Raw genomic sequence first — 18,875 nt, 5'->3', positions numbered from 1 at the left:
TTTTTTTTTTTTATAAGGAGTGGTGAAAATGGCTAAAAAGAAAAAGCAGTTTGCCGTAATCGGTTTAGGCCGGTTTGGCGGGAGTGTATGTAAGGAGCTTTATCAAAGAGGGCATGAAGTACTCGCGATTGATAAAGACGAAGATAAAGTGAGTGAGTATGTTTCGTATGCGACCCATGCAATGCAGGTTGATACAACCGATGAAAATGCGATGAAGCAGATTGGTATCGGGAACTTTGAACATGTGGTCGTTGCTATTGGTGATAATATCCAAGCAAGTATTCTAACTACATTAGTACTAAAAGAAATGAACGTTCCTACAGTGTGGGTAAAAGCACAGAATAATTATCATCATAAAGTATTGGAAAAAATCGGTGCAGACTTAGTGGTTCATCCTGAATCCGACATGGGCCGCCGGATTGCTCATAATATGGCATCAGAAAAAGTCATTGATTTCATTGATTTATCGGATGAATACAGTATTGTCGAGCTGCGTGCAACGGATAAAGTTAACCAAAAAACGCTTGTTGATTTAAACGTTCGTGCTAAATACGGTGTAACAATCCTTGCGATGAAGCGAGGAGAAGAGATGAATATTTCTCCGATGCCTGATGATTTAATCCATCAAGGAGATATGCTCGTTGTTATGGGGCATAAACTAGATATTAACCGATTTGAGGATGAGGGCCTCTAAGATGGGGAGCACGCGGCGCGAGGTCATAAATATGTCTCCGCCCCAAATACTCGCTTTAGGGTTTCTCGGGGCGATTATTAGTGGTACTTTATTATTACTGCTACCTATTGCAACAAATATCCCTATTACATTTATTGATGCTTTGTTTACAGCTACATCTGCTACAACAGTGACAGGGTTAGTTGTTCTAGATACGGGCAGCGATTTCACTGTATTTGGTCAAGTGGTCATTATGATATTGATAAAAATCGGCGGGCTTGGCTTAATGGCATTTGCGATTCTCATAGTGTTAGCGCTCGGTAAGAAAATTGGCTTAAGAGAGCGTATCTTAGTGCAGGAATCATTGAATCAAACATCACTTGGGGGAATGGTCAGGCTTGTAAAGGTTCTGTTAATCTTCTCCTTTTCCATGGAAGCATTAGCAACCCTGTTGCTCTCGCTCCGCTGGGTGCCTGAATATGGCTTTGGCTTCGGCATCTATACGAGTTTGTTTCATGCCATTTCTGCTTTTAATAATGCAGGATTCTCACTATGGGATGACAGCTTAGTGGGCTATGTCGGAGACCCTGTCGTAAATATTGTCATAACTCTATTATTTATTACCGGGGGAATAGGATTTACCGTACTATATGATCTGTTTGAAAAAAAGAATTTCCATCAGTTAAGTCTTCACACAAAGATTATGCTAACGGGAACGTTAATCATAAATGTCTGTGCGATGCTGGTTATTCTGGCACTTGAATACACAAACCCTAATACGATCGGAATGTTGTCCTTCACAGATAAGCTGTGGGCTTCTTATTTTCAAGCGGTTACCCCGCGGACAGCAGGATTTAACTCGATTGATATTGAGAATATGAATCCGGGTTCGATTACATTTATGCTTGTTCTAATGTTTATTGGAGCTGGAAGTGCTTCAACAGGTAGTGGAATCAAGCTGACCACCTTTGTGGTGATTCTGCTTGCAGTGATCACGTATTTAAGGGGACGGAGAGAAGCGGTTGCTTTTGAGAGAACGATTGGAGATCATATCGTAATGAGATCATTAGCGATTGCTGTAATTAGCTTGATGGTCGTTACCTTTAGTATTTTTCTCTTATCGATTACAGAATCTGCGCCGTATCTCTATATTGTATTTGAGGCTTTTTCAGCGTTTGGAACAGTGGGGTTGTCGATGGGGTTGACCGGAGAGTTATCAACGATAGGTAAGCAAATTATTATTGTTCTCATGTTTATCGGCCGGATTGGTCCAGTAACCATTGCATTCGCTCTCGCAAAATCTAGACCAAGTAATGTTCGCTATCCCAAAGGAGATATATTTACAGGGTAATGGGCTGGGTTTCAGGTGACTTGCAGGAGAGTCTCCTTCATAAGTTAATTAACAAAGAGTGCATTAGAGAAGGGTTGTAGCAAGCTCGCCGCTTCTGAAATTTGCTTCGCTTTCCGCGGTGAGCTGCTGAGCTTTCTCGGGCTTTAGCCCTGTGGGATCTCAGCCCTGCTCTAGGCACCGCTGGAGTCTACGCATTTTTCATCCGCTGTGTATTGCTTATTGTGAAATATAAGGAGTTAACTAATTTCTCAGCTCAGTTCAAGTGAAATCTATTTAGGAACTTTTGTTAGGAAAAACAATTTTTTATCGAGCCGCTTAACTACATTTCGCTCAGTTGAATGGAGCGGAAGGTACGAGACTCCAGCGGGATTTGCGTGACCAGGAAGACCCCACAGGAGCGCGAGCGACGAGGAGGCTTCCGGTCCGCCCGCGGAAAGCGAGTACCTGCAGCGGAGATCAACCACTATAGCAGGGAGGACTTTTCAGAGTGTGCGTAGCTAGTGGATACACCGCAGCAACCACTGTATGGAGATATCTCTCTATCTTTTTAAAAGATCATCCCCTAAAAGGGTTTCAAGGTTGAGTCTTAAATATCCAGCTCTTCAAAGCAGTCCCGAGATCATCGTAGCGAATTTCTCTTTTCCACGCTGAATAAGCGGGCGCGATTTCCAGCTCTCTATCGTCATTCTTTGCGCAATATAAATATCATGTTCAAGCTCATCCAAAACAACTCGCACCATGGCTTCATCATATAAGAGGCAGTTGATTTCATGGTTAATATGAAAACTGCGCTTATCAAAATTTGCTGTGCCGACATCGGCCATTTGTGTATCAATCACAATCGCTTTTGCATGAAAAAAGCCTCGGTAATATTGATAAACGTGAATGCCAGCTTCAAGCAGATCCTTAAAATATGGAAAAGCCGCCTCTTTCACAAAAGGATGGTCACCTTTTTTCGGAAGGATCAATCGGACATCCACACCTCTTTTAGCCGCTTCAATTAAAGCTTGCTGCAGAGGCTGACCCGGAATATAGTATGGAGTTCCGATCGTAATCGATTCTTTTGCCTGGCCAATCAATGAAATAAACGTTTCTTCTAAATAACTTCCGTCTGTCGGTAATATTCTCAGCGGGTGCGGCCCTTTTCGCAGGTATGGGTATAGCTCCTCTTCTTTCACAAACTTTTGCTTTGCTGTCTGCCAGTCCTCTAAAAACTGCTCTTGTAAATCCTGAACGCCGTCTCCGACTAAACGAAGATGAAAATCACGCCAGGGACCAAACTTAGGATCGCGTCCTAAATATTCATCACCTACATTAAAACCGCCAATATAGCCGACACGTCCATCAACAATAACGAGCTTACGGTGGTTTCTTCTATTTAAGGTGAAGAAAATAAAGGGGAAGCTGACAGGGTGAGAAAAAGCAAATCGCACACCATTTTTTTTAAGTTGTTTTAAAGTTTTTCGTGAGAGCTTACACCCGAAACGATCCACAAGGAGACGAACGGTTACACCTTCTTTGGCTTTATCCTCTAAAATTTTCAATGCTTTTTGTCCGATGTGGTCTTCTTTAAAAATATAGAACAAAAGGTGGATATGATGTTCGGCTTGATTGAGATCGGCAAAAAGCGCTTCAAAAAATTCATCACCGTTTCCTAAAAAACTTACATCACTATGACGAGTGATTTGATCATGCCTAGTCGCTTCACGACGCTGCTTTTTCTGTCCCGCTACAAAATCGAGGCGCAGCCATGTAAAGAGTACAATAAAAATTAACAGTGTAATCCATAACCAGTTCATCTCATGACCTCCCTTCAGGTGACATTCTTTTGTAGCATACCCAGTCATAAAGCGTAATATGATGAGAGTGTGGTTTTCTTATATGAGCAAAAACCTAGATAAAACAAGCGTTTCCAATCAATAGAAAAAATTTTTTTATCTTTTTCGTCGACTGAATGCTCATTCATTGAAATTTGTGCTATAATGACCGTAATAATTTATTATTTTCAAAACATTCAAATTTGACGTAGCAGCTTAAGAAGAACTCTCACATACTAGCTAGGTCGAAAAGGGGGACGTTTGTGATGGAAGCGTTAACATGGGTTAATCTTGCCGCCTTTCTACTCGTAACAGGATATGCAGTTTACTTATTCGCTACTCTTGTTATGACACGTGTCGAGTATATCAAGCTTGGTAAAAAAGCAGAATTTGATCACTCGATGAAAGAAAGGCTCGAATCCGTTTGGGTAAACGTGTTCGGACAAAAGAAGTTAATGAAAGATAAGAAGAGCGGAATTATTCACTTAATGTTCTTCTACGGGTTCTTACTTGTACAGCTAGGAGCAATTGATCTAATTTGGAAAGGGCTTGCTGTAGGGTCGCATCTGCCGCTTGGACCGCTTTATCCTTACTTCACTTTCTTCCAAGAAATTGTCGTAGTTATGATCTTAATTGCCGTTGTATGGGCGTTCTACCGTCGTTATGTTGAAAAACTTGTACGCCTGAAGCGCGGCTGGAAATCAGGTCTTGTCCTTATTTTCATCGGCGGGCTGATGACTTCAAAGCTGATCGCAAAAGGGATGGAGATTATCTGGCTAGAAAAATCAATGAGTGGATTTGAACCGATTGCCTCAGGAATTGCTGCTGCATTCAGTTGGCTTTCGCCAGCCGTTGCAGGTGGACTATTCTTTGTTTTCTGGTGGATGCACTTATTGTTCTTATTAACATTCTTAGTGTATGTACCTCAATCAAAACATGCTCACCTTATTGCTGGTCCTGCAAACGTATTCATGGGACGTACGCATAAAGTTGGCCGCCTTTCTTCTATTAACTTTGAAGATGAGTCGCAAGAGCAGTTTGGTAACAACAAGATTGAAGACTTTAACCACAAGCAGTTGCTTGATTTATATGCCTGTGTGGAATGTGGCCGATGTACGAATATGTGCCCGGCAACAGGCACAGGAAAAATGCTTTCACCAATGGATTTGATCGTTAAAATGCGTGATCATTTAACGGAAAAAGGTGCAGCGGTCACATCGAAGTCCGCGTGGCTGCCGGAATTTGCTTTCTCTAATACAAAAGCAAATCAATTAGCGATGCAAGGTGCTGGCGGCGCTGAAGCTGCTGCAGGATATGATGTCAGCTTGATTGGTGACGTTATTACTGAAGAGGAAATCTGGGCTTGTACGACTTGTCGTAACTGTGAAGATCAATGTCCGGTAATGAACGAGCATGTGGATAAAATTATTGATATGCGCCGTTACCTTGTTTTAACAGAAGGAAAAATGGATGCCGATGCACAGCGTGCGATGACAAATATCGAGCGTCAAGGAAACCCTTGGGGCATAAGCCGTAAAGAACGTGAAAACTGGCGCGATGGCCGTGATGATATTCATGTACCGACAGTCAAAGAGATGGAGAAAAAAGGCGAAGAGTTCGAATACCTATTCTTTGCAGGGTCAATGGGTTCATATGATAAACGAAGCCAAAAGATTGCTCAGTCATTTGCGAAAGTGATGAATGAGGCTGGTGTAACATTTGCGATCATTGGTAACAAAGAAAAGAACTCAGGAGATACTCCGCGTCGTTTAGGAAATGAATTCTTATTCCAAGAGCTTGCAACAGCTAATATCGAGCTGTTTAATAAGCATAACGTGAAAAAGATTGTCACAATCGATCCTCATGCTTATAACACATTTAAAAACGAGTATCCTGATTTCGGCTTAGAGGGTGTGGAAGTGTATCACCATACAGAAGTTCTAGCTGACTTAATCAAAGAAGGCCGCATTAAGCCGACACATGAAGTGAATGAAACGGTTGTGTATCATGACTCTTGTTATCTTGGCCGTTACAACGAAGTATATGAGCCGCCGCGTGAGATCCTTGAAGCGATCCCTGGTGTGAAGCTTGTAGAGATGGAGCGTAATCGTCAAAATGGTATGTGCTGTGGTGCCGGCGGCGGTATGATGTGGATGGAAGAAGATGCTGGCCAGCGTGTCAATGTCGCTCGTACAGAGCAAGCGCTTGAAGTACAGCCATCGATGATCGGAAGCGGATGTCCTTACTGCTTAACGATGCTAAGTGATGGAACAAAGGCGAAAGAAGTCGAAGAAGACGTTCAAACATTAGATATTGTAGAAATTTTAGAAAAATCACTAATTAAGAAGGAAACTGAGTTAGTTCAGTAGAATATTGAAAGGGTGAAGCGACTTGCTCACGAGTGACAAGTCCAAAAGAGCCGACAAAAAAGTCCGCTTATGACTTTTTTTGGCGGATCGTTGGAACCTCGAGCGAGTAGGAGCTGAACCTAGACAGCTTAGTGGTGAATTATTGGGAGAGTTGTCGACTCGTGGTTTCCACGGGTCACGCTCTTATGTTTTTAGCTTGAATTGAAAGCGCAATCACTTGTTGCGCTTTTTCTCAGAACTCCTACCGAGCGAGCGTTCGGTCAATAAATGACTATGATCTGAAAGGGGATTATCAATGAAAACAGTAATTGTGAGTGGAGCTCGTACACCTTTTGGGAAATTTGGAGGCGCATTAAGCAGCCTTAAAGCAGCGGAATTAGGAGGACTTGTTTTAAAAGAAACATTAGCTCGTACTAAGTGGAGAGGGGAGAATGTTGATGAAGTCATTTTAGGAAATGTTCTGCAAGCAGGACAGGGTCAAATCCCATCTCGTCAAGCATCCAATTATGCTGAGATTCCGTGGAGTGTTAAAACGGAAACGATCAATAAAGTATGTGCATCAGGCATGAGAAGTGTAACAATGGCTGATCAAATTATCCGTTCTGGTGATGGGGAAGTGATTTTAGCCGGCGGGATGGAGTCAATGAGCAATGCTCCTTATTATGTCCCTAAAGCTAGATGGGGCGCACGTATGGGTAATGCAGAAATGATTGATGGGATGGTATTTGACGGACTTACTTGTTCATTCCGTTCCGTACATATGGGCTCATACGGAAATGGTGTAGCACAGGAGTTAGCGCTGTCGCGCGAGGTGCAGGACGAGTGGGCTGCACGAAGTCATGAAAAAGCACTAAGTGCAATTGAAGCAGGAACATTTGACGCGGAAATTGTGGCTGTACCGGTACCGCAGCGTAAAGGCGAGCCTGTATTAGTGGAGCGAGATGAAGCTCCTCGCCCTGGTACAACATCTGAAGGGCTGGCTAAGCTTAAGCCTGCATTTGGAAAAGACGGCACGATTACAGCAGGGAATGCACCAGGTGTGAACGACGGAGCAGCAGCAATGCTTCTTATGTCTGATGCGAAGGCAAAAGCAGAAGGTATTGAGCCGCTTGCTACCATCGTGGCACACCATGCTCTTGCCATTGAGCCTGAGAATTTCCCTAAAACACCAGGTCTTGTTATTAATGAGCTGTTAAAGAAAGCTGGTAAGTCAGCAAGCGAGATTGATCTATTTGAAATTAACGAGGCCTTTGCAGCAGTCGCCCTTGCAAGTAACCAAATTGCAGAACTTGACCCTGAAAGAGTAAATGTAAACGGCGGGGCGGTTGCACTCGGACACCCGATCGGAGCAAGTGGAGCGCGTATCATCTTAACACTTGCACATGAGCTGAAACGTCGCGGCGGCGGCCTTGGTATAGCTGCTATTTGCAGCGGCGGCGGTCAAGGTGACGCGATTCTAATTGAAGTGAAATAATTCGAAGTGAAATAAATACAGTCTAACTTTAAACGTTTAATAGAGGAGTGGAGAATGAATGAGTATGAAAAAAGTAATGGTGATCGGTGCAGGACAAATGGGATCAGGAATTGCTCAAGTACATGCGATGGCTGGAATTGACGTCATTTTACATGACTTAAAACAAGAGTTTGTTGAGCGCGGGATGGCTACCATTCAGAAGAATTTAAACCGCCAAGTGGAAAAGGGACGTTTAGAAGAAGGCGAACGCGATGCGATCCTAGGGCGTTTAACGACTTCAACGGACTTACAAAATGCTAAAGATGTAGACCTTGTGATTGAAGCTGCTGTTGAGAATATGGAGATCAAATCTAAGCTTTTTGCTGACCTTGATCAAATTGCACCAGACCATGCGATTCTTGCAACGAATACATCATCGCTTCCGATTACAGAAATTGCAGCAGCAACAAATCGTCCGGAAAAAGTAATCGGCATGCATTTTATGAATCCAGTGCCAGTGATGAAGCTTGTTGAAATCATCCGAGGCCTAGCAACAACAGATGAGGTGTATCAAGCAATTGAAGATCTTTCTCGGACTCTTTCGAAAACACCGGTTGAAGTAAATGACTTCCCAGGGTTCGTTTCAAACCGTATTTTAATGCCGATGATCAATGAAGCGATCTATACGGTATATGAAGGGGTAGCGACACCTGAGGCAGTTGATGAAGTAATGAAGCTTGGTATGAACCACCCAATGGGCCCTCTTACGCTTGCTGACTTTATCGGACTTGACACATGCCTCTACATTATGGAAACCCTTCATGATGGATTCGGCGATGATAAGTACCGCCCATGCCCGCTGCTTAGAAAGTATGTAAAAGCAGGCTGGTTAGGGAAGAAGACAGGCAGAGGATTCTACGTTTACGAGTAAGCCGTACAAAAGCGAAGCAGCCGCTATATAAAAAGATAAACAGATTACGGAGGTGCAGATATGAATTTACGATTTACAGAAGAACAAGAAATGATGCGCAAAATGGTGCGTGACTTTGCCCAAGAGCAGATTACGCCTTTTATAGAAGAAATGGAAGAAAATGAAACCTTTCCTCGTGAGATCGTCAATAAAATGGGGGAGCTTGGTCTAATGGGGATTCCGATTCCTGAAGAGTATGGCGGGGCTGGAATGGATTTCACTTCTTATATTATTGCGATCAATGAATTATCTAAAGTGAGTGCCACTGTCGGTGTTATCTTATCGGTGCATACTTCTGTTGGAACGAATCCGATCCTCTATTTCGGAACAGAGGAGCAGAAGCAAAAATATGTTCCAAAGCTTGCAAGCGGTGAGTATTTAGGGGCATTCGGCTTAACGGAGCCTGGTGCAGGGTCTGATGCCGGCAGTTTAAAAACGACAGCGAAAAAAGTCGGGAATGAGTACATTTTAAACGGCTCAAAAGTGTTTATCACCAATGGCGGGGAAGCAGATGTGTATATCGTGTTCGCATCAACAGATTCACAGCTTGGAACAAAAGGCATCTCTGCATTCATCGTAGATAAAGACACACCGGGATTTTCTGTTGGAAAAAAGGAAAAGAAAATGGGTCTTCACGGCTCGAACACAACAGAACTTACATTTGAAGATGCTCGCGTATCGGAAGAAAACCTGCTTGGCCAAGAAGGGGAAGGCTTTAAGATTGCGATGTCTAACCTTGATGCCGGACGAATCGGAATCGCAGCACAATCTTTAGGAATTGCTGAAGCAGCACTTGAAGCGGCTGTAGGCTATGCGAAAGAACGCAAGCAGTTCGGTAAGCCGATCGGACATCAGCAAGGACTTGGCTTTAAACTAGCTGATATGGCGACAAAAGTAGAGGGCTCAAGACTATTAGTCTATCGTGCAGCCAAGCTTCGTGAGCTTGGTAAAAAGAGCGGCATGGAAGCTTCAATGGCTAAATTATTTGCTTCGCGTACGGCAGTAGAAGTGTCCATTGAAGCAGTTCAAGTGTACGGCGGCTATGGATATACAAAAGATTATCCAGTAGAGCGTTACTTCCGTGATGCAAAGATTTGTGAGATTTACGAAGGAACAAGTGAAATTCAACGTATCGTTATTGGCAAGCATTTACTAGCAGATTAAAGGGGAGAAACAAACATGAACTTTCTATTAACTGAAGAACAAGAAATGATCCGTAAAATGGTACGCGACTTTGCAAAAAATGAAGTAGAACCAACAGCTGAAGAGCGTGATGAAGAGGAACGCTTTGACCGTGAGATCTTTGATAAGATGGCTGAGCTTGGACTAACAGGGATTCCGTGGCCTGAAGAGTACGGCGGAATTGGTGCTGACTATGTGAGCTATTGTATTGCTGTTGAAGAATTATCACGTGTCTGTGCTTCAACGGGTGTAACATTATCAGCGCATACATCACTTGCAGGCTGGCCTGTTTATAAATTCGGTACAGAAGAGCAAAAGCAAAAATTCCTTCGTCCAATGGCAGAAGGAAAGAAAATTGGTGCTTACGGCTTAACAGAACCAGGTTCAGGATCTGATGCTGCAAGAATGAAAACAACAGCAATAGAAGATGGCGACCACTATGTGTTAAACGGCTCTAAAATCTTCATTACAAACGGCGGAATTGCAGATATTTATATCGTCTTTGCAGTGACTGACCCCGAAGCTCGCCATAAAGGAACGACGGCATTCATCGTTGAAGCAGATACACCAGGATTCTCTGTAGGAAAGAAGGAGAAGAAGCTCGGAATCCGCTCATCTCCTACAACGGAAATTATTTTTGAAGACTGCCGTGTACCAAAAGAAAATATGCTTGGCAAAGAAGGCGAAGGATTTAAAGTAGCGATGATGACGCTTGATGGAGGCCGTAACGGAATTGCTGCTCAAGCAGTTGGAATTGCGCAAGGTGCCCTTGATGCTGCAGTAGGCTATGCAAAAGAGCGTAAGCAATTTGGTAAGCCGATCGGCGCACAGCAAGGAATCGGATTCAAGCTTGCTGATATGGCAACAAAGATTGAAGCTAGCCGACTGTTAACGTATCAAGCAGCATGGAGAGAAAGCGAAGGCGTTTCATACGGCAAGGAATCTGCGATGTCTAAATTATTTGCTGGGGATACAGCAATGGATGTAACGGTCGAAGCGGTTCAAGTATTCGGCGGTTACGGCTATACAAAAGATTATCCAGTAGAACGTTATATGCGTGACGCGAAGATTACACAGATCTATGAAGGAACAAATGAAATTCAACGACTTGTAATTTCTAAAATGTTGTTAGCAGACTAATCAACATAAATGATAGATCGTAGCTTCAATTTCTAGTATGCTAATAAGTACGAAAAAGGAGTCTCATATGCAGCGAGTGATGTTGGCTTGCTGCTAGTGAGGCACGTTGGCATCTAGAGACGGAAATACGATTAAAAGGAAGTAGGTTGAATAGTTTGAAGAAAAAAGCAGTGCCATCCATGGTAAAGGATCAGCAGTTAGTAAAAAAACGCCGCGAGCAGATGGTGAAGGGCGCCGTACGCCTCTTCATTGAAAAAGGGTTCCACCGCACAACAACAAGAGAAATTGCTAAAGAATCTGGATTCAGCATTGGAACGCTTTATGAGTACATTGGTTCAAAGGAGGATGTCCTCTACCTTGTATGTGATGCGATCTATGAAGAAGTTCGTGATCAGCTTGTTTCACAGTTAGATACCGAAGCTGTCGGTATTGATCGTGTGAAAAAGGCAATTGCCGCTTACTTCCGTGTAATTGATCACCTGCAAGATGAAGTGCTTGTCATGTATCAAGAGGCAAAATCTCTTCCTAAAGAAGCATTAATGTACGTTCTTCAAAAAGAAGTAGAAATGACGAAGATGTTTGAAGACATTATTCGTGATTATGTGGCTGAATATCGTATTGATCTTAGTGAAGAAGAGATCAAGCTGATGAGCCACAATATTTTAGTGCAAGGACATATGTGGACGTTCAGACGCTGGGCCATCCGCAGATTCTACACCTTAGAAGAATACACAAAGCTTCAAAGTGAGCAATTACTTTCCCCGCTTACAACCGTCTCTAATTAAAAGGAGGAAGTTTGATGTCAACAACTCAATCATATAGACCAACAAATCATGTGCGTTTCGTGACTGCTTCAAGTTTATTTGACGGCCATGATGCTTCAATTAATATTATGCGTCGAATTTTACAGGCAAGCGGAGCTGAGGTTATCCATCTTGGGCATAACCGCTCTGTTGAAGAGATTGTAAACGCTGCCATTCAAGAGGATGTCCAAGGAATTGCGATTTCGTCTTACCAAGGCGGACATGTAGAGTTCTTCAAATATTGCTATGATCTTTTAAATGAAAAAGGTGCTGGCCATATCCGTATTTATGGTGGCGGCGGCGGGGTTATTACACCTCCTGAGATCCGTGAGCTGCATGAGTATGGTATTGCCCGCATTTTCTCTCCAGATGACGGCCGTGAGCATGGTCTTCAAGGAATGATTGATCAAATGCTCAAAGAGTGTGACTTCCCTACAGTAGAACAAGTGTCAGAAGAGTTGACTTCTTTAAAAGAGAAAAACGCACGTGCAGTTGCTCGCTGTATTTCTTATGCTGAATTGCATGCTGAAGCAAAAAAAGAAGTGGCAGCAACGCTTGAAGAAACGCTTGATCAATTAAAGCAAATGACAAACAACGTACCAGTGCTAGGAATCACAGGAACAGGCGGAGCTGGGAAAAGCTCGTTAACAGATGAACTCGTACGCCGCTTTTTGAACGAATTTTCCGACAAAACAGTAGCGATTCTATCGGTTGATCCAACAAAGCAAAAAACAGGCGGTGCGCTCTTAGGGGATCGTATCCGTATGAACTCAATTCATAATTCACGTGTATTTATGCGCAGTTTAGCTACACGTAACTCTAGAAAAGAGATTTCTGACAGCATTCGTGATGCGATTGATGTCGCAAAAGCAGCTGGATACGATCTTGTTATCGTTGAAACGAGCGGTATCGGGCAAGGGGATGCTGAAATCACTGAAGTATCAGATGTATCTTTATATGTCATGACAAGTGAGTACGGTGCACCGTCTCAGCTTGAGAAAATTGATATGATTGACTTTGCTGATGTGATTGCCATAAATAAATTTGACCGCAAAGGTTCAGAAGATGCTCTTCGCCATGTGCGCAAGCAATACCAGCGCAGCCGTACTCGCTTTGAAGAGGCACTTGAAGAGATGCCTGTTTTCGGTACGATTGCTAGTCAGTTTAATGACATTGGCACAAACACGTTATTCAAAGCATTAGTGGATACGTTAAATGAGAAGTGCGGTACAGACTTCCACACGAACATTGAAACGAGTAAAGATGTCATCAAGCAAAATGTCATCATCCCGCCAGAGCAAACGCAATACCTACGTGATATTGTTCTATCGGTTAGACAATATAAAAAGCTGACAGACGAGCAAGTGGAGATTGCCCGCAAAATCTATCAGGTGACTGGAACAATTGAAGCACTTGAGAAGCATGGTGAGGCAAGTGAAGACGTTCTTGCTCAATTAACGAAAACGAAAGAAGCATACGAACAGAAGCTTCACCCAGCATGTAAATCGATTCTTGATAACTGGGATTCACTAAAAGAATCTTACAGCGGAGACACATTCGTGACAAAAATCCGTGATAAAGAAATCGTGACAGAACTTACGACGGAAAGCTTATCAGGTCTGAAAATTCCTAAAGTTGCTCTTCCGAAGTTCGAAGACTGGGGCGAGATTCTGCGCTGGTCAATGGAAGAGAACGTACCAGGTGCCTTCCCTTATACGGCAGGAGTATTCCCATTCAAACGTAAAGGTGAAGATCCTAAGCGTCAATTTGCCGGCGAAGGAACGCCTGAGCGTACAAACCGCCGTTTCCACTACTTATCAAAAGATGACGAGGCGAAGCGTTTAAGTACGGCTTTTGACTCGGTAACTCTTTACGGAGAAGACCCTGATTACCGCCCGGATATTTACGGAAAAGTAGGGGAGAGCGGTGTAAGCATTTGTACGCTTGAGGATATGAGAAAGCTTTATGATGGTTTTGATCTATGTGCACCGTCTACATCTGTATCGATGACAATCAATGGACCGGCACCGATCATCTTAGCTATGTTCATGAATACAGCAATTGAGCAGCAGCTTGAGAAATTTAAAGAAGAAAACGGCCGTGAACCTAATGCCGAAGAATATGCAGAGGTAAAAGCTCGTACGCTTCAAACCGTTCGTGGTACGGTTCAAGCCGATATTTTAAAAGAAGATCAAGGTCAAAATACGTGCATCTTCTCAACGGAATTCGCCCTTCGTATGATGGGGGATATCCAGCAGTACTTTATTGATCACGAAGTTCGTAACTACTATTCTGTATCCATCTCTGGCTACCATATTGCAGAAGCAGGTGCAAATCCAATCAGTCAGCTGGCATTTACGTTGGCAAACGGGTTCACATACGTAGAGTACTACTTAAGCCGCGGCATGGACATTAATAAATTTGCACCAAATCTATCATTCTTCTTCAGCAACGGTCTTGACCCTGAATATACGGTAATCGGCCGAGTAGCTCGTCGTATTTGGTCAACGGTCATGAAGAATAAATACGAAGCAAATGAGCGCAGCCAGAAGCTTAAATATCATGTTCAAACATCAGGACGCTCACTTCACGCACAAGAAATTGACTTTAATGATATCCGTACAACGCTTCAAGCTTTAATGGCTATCTATGATAACTGTAACTCGCTTCATACAAATGCGTTTGATGAGGCAATCACAACGCCGACTGAGCAATCAGTCCGCCGTGCGATGGCGATTCAAATGATTATTACAAAAGAGCTAGGTCTAGCTAAAAATGAGAACTCACTGCAAGGTTCATACATTATTGAGCAGTTAACAGATCTAGTAGAAGAAGCCGTGCTGCAAGAACTAGAGCGCATTAATGATCGCGGCGGCGTACTTGGCGCGATGGAGACACAATATCAACGTAGCAAAATTCAAGAAGAGTCGATGCACTACGAAATGAAGAAGCACACAGGCGAGCTTCCGATTATCGGTGTAAACACGTACATGAATCCAAATGAGAACGAAGAAGAAGAGTTTAACATGGAGCTTGCACGTGCAACAAAAGAAGAAAAAGAGCAGCAAATTGCCAACCTGCGTGCCTTCCAAGAAAAGCACCAAGATAAGGCATCAGAAGCACTAAAACGCCTGCAAGAAACAGCCATCACCGGCGGCAACATCTTTGAAGAGCTGATCGAAACCGTCAAAGTAGCCAGCCTAGGCCAAATCACAGGCGCCCTCTACCAAGTAGGCGGACAGTATAGAAGGAATATGTAGGAAGAAAAGCTGAGGCGACTGTTCTGGCATGCGGAAAAATGAGGGGGAGCGATTTGAAGTCGCTTTTTGACTTCAATCGATGCACCGTTTTTTCCCGCAGGGCAAGGAGCCGAAGCTAGACAGAGAGAAAGGCTGGAGTGTTCGTTTAGGTATGAGGCGGGTGGAGGTTTGACAAAAAGAAGTGCTTTTTGCTTCGTTTGGCAAAGTGAAGCCGCCGATTACCTGAACACGGAAGCTAGACATAAAGAAAAGTGGAAGGGGCTTGCTCAGCCCCGCACCCCGCTGACCGGCGTAATTATGCATCGAACAGACGCAATCCGCATATGAAGGAACGCAATTACGCCACAGACAGGCGCAATTAACCTCAAAGGGCGCAATTGTGCTCTGAACCGACGCAAAAACTCAAGGCTTACGCGCATATCCACCGGAGACTGACGCATATCCACTCTTAATCAGCGCAATTGAACCAGCAGCCCTTGCGCCAGCCCTCATAGCAAGCGCTCAGTCAACGAGGCGAATCACTGAAAAAGGCAGTCAGCAGACTGTCTTTTTGTTCGTTTTCATTCTATTAAAATGTCTCTCATACTTTTTCGTCTTCAATCTAGCATATTTATAGGAAATGTGTTTATAATGAAAGGTATGAACTTTATGCCAATATTTAATAAGCAATAGATGCAAGAAATGCTGAAAGGACGTGCTTACGTTGAACCTACGCGAGATGGAAAAGGAAGAGATCCAAGAGCTGTCAATGGTTGAAGTCGCTTATGCTTTAATGAAAGAAAAGCGCCAGCCTTATAATTTCACTGATTTAGTTAAAGAGATTTCGGAAATTAAGGAAATGAAAAAAGCTGAAGTAAATCAGCGTATGTCATTTTTGTATACGGATTTAAACATCGATGGCCGCTTTTTAACGCTTGGTGATAACAACTGGGGCCTTAAAAGCTGGTACCCTCATGAGCAATCAGAAGAAGAGATTACTTCACCAGTTAATCCTCGTAAAAAAGCAAAGAGTGACGATGAGGATTTAGATGAGGATCTAGAAGTTTTTGACGATGAGTTTGAAGACTTAGAGGACGAGCTAGATGAAATCTCTAATGAAGAAGATGCAGATGACGACGATGAAGAAGATACTGACTTCACTGACAAAGAAGATCTCGATACGGACTTTGATGATGATGAAGAGGTAGAAGAGGACGAAGAACGTTAATTGCATTTTCAGTCTTTTTAACAGAGGGTTGACTTCTGCTCCTGAACTAGGTAGAATCATTTTTGGGCTTTATTAAAAGCAAATGCATATCTTATAACCAAAACAAAAGTGCGCCCCCTATTTAGGGTGAGCTGTCGCTTTTGTTTTTTTTTATTTTATTGACCTTTTTAGGGGAAAATACATTTTGATGAAAAGTAGAGGAGTCGATCGCATGGCAACAAAGTATATTTTTGTTACAGGTGGCGTAGTGTCATCACTTGGTAAAGGAATTACGGCCGCTTCATTAGGGCGTTTATTAAAAAATCGTGGGTTAAAGGTGACGATCCAAAAATTTGACCCATACATTAACGTTGACCCAGGAACAATGAGTCCTTATCAGCACGGGGAAGTTTTCGTAACAGATGATGGCGCTGAGACGGATCTTGATCTTGGTCACTATGAGCGTTTTATTGATATTAATTTAAGCCAAAACAGCAACGTAACGACTGGTAAAATCTACTCTACTGTTCTGAAAAAAGAGCGTCGCGGGGATTATCTAGGCGGTACGGTTCAAGTTATTCCACATGTGACAAATGAAATTAAAGAACGTGTTTTCCGTGCAGGACGCGAAACAAATGCTGATGTTGTTATTACTGAGATCGGCGGTACGGTTGGGGATATTGAGAGCTTGCCTTTCCTAGAAGCCATTCGCCAAATTAAAAGCGACATCGGTATGGATAATGTAATGTATGTTCACTGTACATTAATCCCATATCTTGCAGCAGCGGGAGAAATGAAGTCTAAACCGACTCAGCACAGTGTAAAAGAGCTTCGCAGTCTAGGTATTCAGCCAAACGTTATCGTGGTTCGTACAGAAAAGCCGGTTCCACAAGATATGAAAGAAAAAATTGCGTTATTCTGTGACATTAACAAGGACTCGGTAATTGAAGCGCGCGATGCCGAAACTCTTTATCAAGTGCCGCTTGAGCTTCAAGCACAAAACTTTGACCAAATTGTATGCGATCACCTAAAGCTTGATACAAAACAAGCTGAAATGACAGAGTGGAAATCCCTTGTTGATAAAGTACAAAATTTATCAAGTAAAGTAAAAATTGCTCTTGTTGGTAAATACGTAGCTCTTCCGGATGCATATCTTTCAGTAGCAGAAGCACTTCGTCACGCTGGCTATGCATATGATGCTGACCTTGAAATTGACTGGGTTGATGCTGAAAAAGTAACGGATGAAAATGTGGAAAGCTTATTAAAAGATGCAGATGGAATCTTAGTTCCTGGCGGCTTTGGTGACCGTGGAATTGAAGGGAAAATCTCTGCGATTAAATATGCTCGTGAAAACCATGTTCCATTCTTAGGTATCTGCCTTGGTATGCAGCTGGCAACTGTTGAATTTGCACGTCACGTTCTAGGACTCGAAGATGCAAACTCTGCAGAATTAAACCCGGCAACACCATATCCAATTATCGATCTTCTTCCTGAGCAAAAAGATGTAGAAGATCTTGGCGGAACGCTTCGCCTAGGTTTATACCCTTGTAAACTTGTGGACGGATCTCTTGCACAAGCAGCATACGGAGAGCAAGTTGTATACGAGCGTCACCGTCACCGTTATGAGTTCAACAACGAATACCGTGAGCAAATGGAGAAAGCAGGATTCACGTTCTCTGGGACAAGCCCAGACGGCCGTTTAGTGGAGATTGTCGAGCTTGAAGATCACCCTTACTTCATCGCATCTCAGTTCCACCCAGAATTCGTCTCTCGTCCAACACGCCCGCAGCCGCTATTCCGCGACTTCATTGGTGCATCATTAAAGAAATAATACACAAAAAAGGTTTGCCCGCTGATTGGGCAAACCTTTTTCTTATGTTGTTTTGGGTGCGTTGTCGTGCAACCGGCGCAATCATCGGCTGAAGCGACGCAATCCATATTTGAACGGAAGCAATTACGAGTCAGAGTGACGCAATAATAGTCAACCCGCGCAATAACAGCGGGAAGCGGCGCATACCCAGCGCGAACCTGCGCAATCAGTCTGAGAATAGACGCAATAAACGCCTCAACTGACGCAATCGCACGGTTCTTCTTATTTAATAGCACCTCACCACCATCAACACGAACCTTTTTAATACTCGCTCATAATCTCCTTAACTGTAAGCATGATACAGAAGTACGTGTAAAGTCCGATAATAGAAGTAGGGTAGCCGCTGCGGTTACCTTCTTCATCAGGGACTAAGCCGATATCACTTTCAAAATCAATATGAATATCAGCTAGAGAGAAAGATGCATCTTGCTCGTCATGAAAATTAGAGACAGAGGCAAATGGAACGCCCTGGATATGAAGCTTTGTCGCCATTCGGCATGCTTCACCGTCATTTGTAAAAGGGGCGAAAAGTAAAACGCGGTCAGCCGGTGTGAGCTCGCTTAAGTTATCTTGAGTAAGCGGCTTAATCCTTTCATCACGGTCAGTGCCGTACTCTGCTTCTGCTGTAACACCGCGAAGTTCACGGCATCCGTATACATATATTGTACCTTCGCCAACTAAAGCTTGCGCTAAAAGGCGGGCAGCATCTTCAAATTCTTCTTCTTTTTCACGAACCGCCTTAACTCGGCCCATTAATTGAGTAGTGAAAATAGGGATCATCTTGGTTACTCCTTTTTCTCA

Annotated in this window: 13 protein-coding genes; 11 read left to right on the top strand and 2 right to left on the bottom strand. The window is 43.2% G+C overall.

Translation table 11 applies throughout. From position 1 onward, the window contains the following. The first annotated feature begins 28 nt into the window (after nucleotides 1-28). Both A33I_RS16215 and A33I_RS16210 read left to right on the top strand, forming a co-directional pair. Complete coding sequence (locus tag A33I_RS16215) at nucleotides 29-694, top strand: potassium channel family protein (protein ID WP_022629401.1); 666 nt, start codon at nucleotides 29-31, stop codon at nucleotides 692-694. Nucleotide 695: 1 nt separating this feature from the next. Next, entirely contained in the window at nucleotides 696-2,024 is a 1,329-nt protein-coding gene (locus A33I_RS16210; protein ID WP_022629400.1) for a TrkH family potassium uptake protein, read from the top strand. A gap of 602 nt (nucleotides 2,025-2,626) precedes the next feature. On the opposite strand, the gene cls is transcribed toward A33I_RS16210, so the two are convergent. After that, on the bottom strand, nucleotides 2,627-3,823 hold the full coding sequence (cls, locus tag A33I_RS16205) for a cardiolipin synthase (protein ID WP_022629399.1): 1,197 nt from the start codon (nucleotides 3,821-3,823) through the stop codon (nucleotides 2,627-2,629). A 284-nt stretch (nucleotides 3,824-4,107) separates the two neighbouring features. Here cls and A33I_RS16200 point away from each other — a divergent pair, with 284 nt between their 5' ends. The 9 genes from A33I_RS16200 to A33I_RS16155 all read left to right on the top strand — a co-directional run bounded on the left by A33I_RS16200 (nucleotide 4,108) and on the right by A33I_RS16155 (nucleotide 18,035). After that, nucleotides 4,108-6,210: a (Fe-S)-binding protein gene (locus tag A33I_RS16200; RefSeq protein WP_022629398.1), complete on the top strand. Its 2,103-nt coding sequence runs from the start codon at nucleotides 4,108-4,110 to the stop codon at nucleotides 6,208-6,210. Nucleotides 6,211-6,505: 295 nt separating this feature from the next. After that, nucleotides 6,506-7,684 carry an acetyl-CoA C-acetyltransferase gene (locus A33I_RS16195; protein WP_022629397.1) on the top strand — a complete coding sequence of 393 codons (1,179 nt, stop codon included), beginning with the start codon at nucleotides 6,506-6,508 and terminating at the stop codon, nucleotides 7,682-7,684. Nucleotides 7,685-7,742: 58 nt separating this feature from the next. Next, entirely contained in the window at nucleotides 7,743-8,594 is an 852-nt protein-coding gene (locus tag A33I_RS16190; protein ID WP_022629396.1) for a 3-hydroxybutyryl-CoA dehydrogenase, read from the top strand. A gap of 60 nt (nucleotides 8,595-8,654) precedes the next feature. Beyond that, nucleotides 8,655-9,797, top strand: coding sequence for an acyl-CoA dehydrogenase (locus A33I_RS16185; protein WP_022629395.1), 1,143 nt, complete (start codon nucleotides 8,655-8,657; stop codon nucleotides 9,795-9,797). Nucleotides 9,798-9,812: 15 nt separating this feature from the next. Next, the gene (locus A33I_RS16180; RefSeq protein ID WP_012960740.1) at nucleotides 9,813-10,955 is read left to right on the top strand and encodes an acyl-CoA dehydrogenase; all 1,143 of its coding nucleotides are present in this window, start codon (nucleotides 9,813-9,815) and stop codon (nucleotides 10,953-10,955) included. A 155-nt stretch (nucleotides 10,956-11,110) separates the two neighbouring features. Further along, complete coding sequence (locus A33I_RS16175; protein WP_022629394.1) at nucleotides 11,111-11,740, top strand: TetR/AcrR family transcriptional regulator; 630 nt, start codon at nucleotides 11,111-11,113, stop codon at nucleotides 11,738-11,740. A 14-nt stretch (nucleotides 11,741-11,754) separates the two neighbouring features. Beyond that, nucleotides 11,755-15,018, top strand: a complete 3,264-nt coding sequence (icmF, locus tag A33I_RS16170) for a fused isobutyryl-CoA mutase/GTPase IcmF (RefSeq protein WP_022629393.1) — start codon at nucleotides 11,755-11,757, stop codon at nucleotides 15,016-15,018. A gap of 703 nt (nucleotides 15,019-15,721) precedes the next feature. Next, nucleotides 15,722-16,225: a DNA-directed RNA polymerase subunit delta gene (gene rpoE / locus A33I_RS16160; RefSeq protein ID WP_022629391.1), complete on the top strand. Its 504-nt coding sequence runs from the start codon at nucleotides 15,722-15,724 to the stop codon at nucleotides 16,223-16,225. A gap of 211 nt (nucleotides 16,226-16,436) precedes the next feature. Beyond that, nucleotides 16,437-18,035, top strand: a complete 1,599-nt coding sequence (locus A33I_RS16155; protein WP_022629390.1) for a CTP synthase — start codon at nucleotides 16,437-16,439, stop codon at nucleotides 18,033-18,035. A 300-nt stretch (nucleotides 18,036-18,335) separates the two neighbouring features. Here the strand turns inward: A33I_RS16155 and A33I_RS16150 are convergent, their stop codons facing one another. Further along, nucleotides 18,336-18,854, bottom strand: a complete 519-nt coding sequence (locus A33I_RS16150; protein ID WP_022629389.1) for a DUF2529 domain-containing protein — start codon at nucleotides 18,852-18,854, stop codon at nucleotides 18,336-18,338. Nucleotides 18,855-18,875 lie beyond the last annotated feature (21 nt).

The organism is Alkalihalophilus marmarensis DSM 21297, assembly GCF_000474275.2.
Classification (GTDB): Bacteria; Bacillota; Bacilli; order Bacillales; family Bacillaceae_D; genus Alkalihalophilus; species Alkalihalophilus marmarensis.
This window is presented reverse-complemented; position numbering and strand designations above follow the sequence as displayed.